The sequence below is a fragment of the Kluyvera sp. EC_51 genome (assembly GCF_019584505.1).
Taxonomy (GTDB): domain Bacteria; phylum Pseudomonadota; class Gammaproteobacteria; order Enterobacterales; family Enterobacteriaceae; genus Kluyvera; species Kluyvera sichuanensis.
The window spans coordinates 1-1705 of record NZ_VDAG01000062.1 but is presented as its reverse complement, the minus strand read 5'-3'; the positions used below and the strand labels follow the sequence as shown (position 1 = coordinate 1705).

General features: G+C 44.7%; 2 protein-coding genes and 1 pseudogene. 1 reads left to right on the top strand and 2 read right to left on the bottom strand.

Features of this window, described 5'->3' with window-relative positions; translation table 11 throughout:
* A partial coding sequence (locus FHC49_RS12230) for an IS1 family transposase (RefSeq protein ID WP_000641146.1) occupies positions 1-100 on the top strand: 100 nt, incomplete at its 5' end.
* A gap of 124 nt (positions 101-224) precedes the next feature.
* Here the strand turns inward: FHC49_RS12230 and FHC49_RS12225 are convergent.
* Positions 225-1454 carry an EAL and HDOD domain-containing protein gene (locus FHC49_RS12225; RefSeq protein WP_220439899.1) on the bottom strand — a complete coding sequence of 410 codons (1230 nt, stop codon included), beginning with the start codon at positions 1452-1454 and terminating at the stop codon, positions 225-227.
* Positions 1455-1558: 104 nt separating this feature from the next.
* Positions 1559-1705 (bottom strand): annotated as a pseudogene (locus FHC49_RS12220) (IS6 family transposase); the annotation flags it as partial.

Here is a 1705-nt window from a genome sequence, read left to right as displayed (position 1 = left end):
CCTGGCACGGCTGGGACGGAAGTCGCTGTCGTTCTCAAAATCGGTGGAGCTGCATGACAAAGTCATCGGGCATTATCTGAACATAAAACACTATCAATAAGTTGGAGTCATTACCGATAATAGTGTCTCGTTGTGTCTGGATAAGCGGATATAACGGCGTTCACCGGTATTTCTTTAATTAAAAAAATGATGTGTATGACTGATTTGTCTTGTGATAAATATCCTTAACAGACGGCGAGCTCGTCCGCCCATTTTGTTGCGGCCTGCATGGTTTCTATAACAGTGAACTCGCTGATATTGAGGGTATTACATATTTTCGCGGTTTCCTCCCAGTTAAGTTTCTCATAACATAACGACAGGGTCAGTATGTCAAAAAGTTCACCTTTATGTTCACAAAGCGCGGCAGTTACGTTTTGCGGGATTGAAATCTGTTTAATTAAATCGTCCATGGGGAGTTCAAGAATGACATCCAGCAATGAAAACAGACCGCATATAAATGCGTTATAGGATAATGAAACATTATTTATTTTTCCGGCAATTAATTCGCAGAATTTTCCGCGAACCATGCTCAGATGATAAAGTTCACTGATGCCGGAACGCCCCATATTTGAAAGGGCGGCCACCGCAACAAACCGCCGGAGTTCATTGCCCCCCAGATACATCAGCATTTCTTTCAGGGTAAGATTGTCCGCCTGAATTATGCCATGTGAGTTAAACAGCATGTTTCTGACGTAGCGCATGATTTTATATGACAGCGTCAGATCGGTTTTAAGCAGACGTTCGACCGCGGCAAAGTCCGGGTTTTCCCTGTTCACCTCCATCATCAGCCTGGAGAGTGGCAGGGGGTTCTGGGAAAGGCATTTATTTCTGAGGATTTCCGGGCGACTGAAGAAAAATCCCTGGAAAAGCGCGAAACCCGCCCGGCTGTAAAGCTCAAACTCGTCCCTTGTTTCCACTTTTTCAGCAAGGAATTTTATGCCCTGCAGAAGCTGACTTTTTCTGTGGATATATTGCCGGATATCTTCATAGTCATTGTCTCTGACATCAAATTTGATGACAGAAATATACTGCATAAAGCGGTCCCATTCATCATCCATCGTGAAATCATCGAGCGCAAGCTGGTAACCCCTGTCGTGCATATCCTTTACGGCACAGAAAAGCGCATCATCCGGGACTGCATTTTCCAGAATTTCGATGACCACTTTTTCATTCGGCAGCGTATCGCCCAGTCCGTTAATGATCATCTGGTGCGGCACATTAATAAAAGAACTGTGATTGTTGGCTATACGGGGAACAGGGATGCATAAAAACTGGTCAGAAATCATTCTGGACGTGGCGTATTCTGGTGAAACATCGGGAAAGGCATTGTTCATTCCGTCCCTGAAAAGCAGCTCATAAGAGACGGTCTGCATTTTTGTGTCAAAAATAGGCTGGCGTGCGATAAATGAATACATATTCCCGGTCCCCAGGTCAGCGTTATAATTTTTAGAAATGTAACCTTTCTATGGCACTGTTGCAAAGTTAGCGATGAGGCAGCCTTTTGTCTTATTCAAAGGCCTTACATTTCAAAAACTCTGCTTACCAGGCGCTTTTCGCCCAGGGGATCACCATAATAAAATGCTGAGGCCTGGCCTTTGCGTAGTGCACGCATCACCTCAATACCTTTGATGGTGGCGTAAGCCGTCTTCATGGATTTAAATCCCAG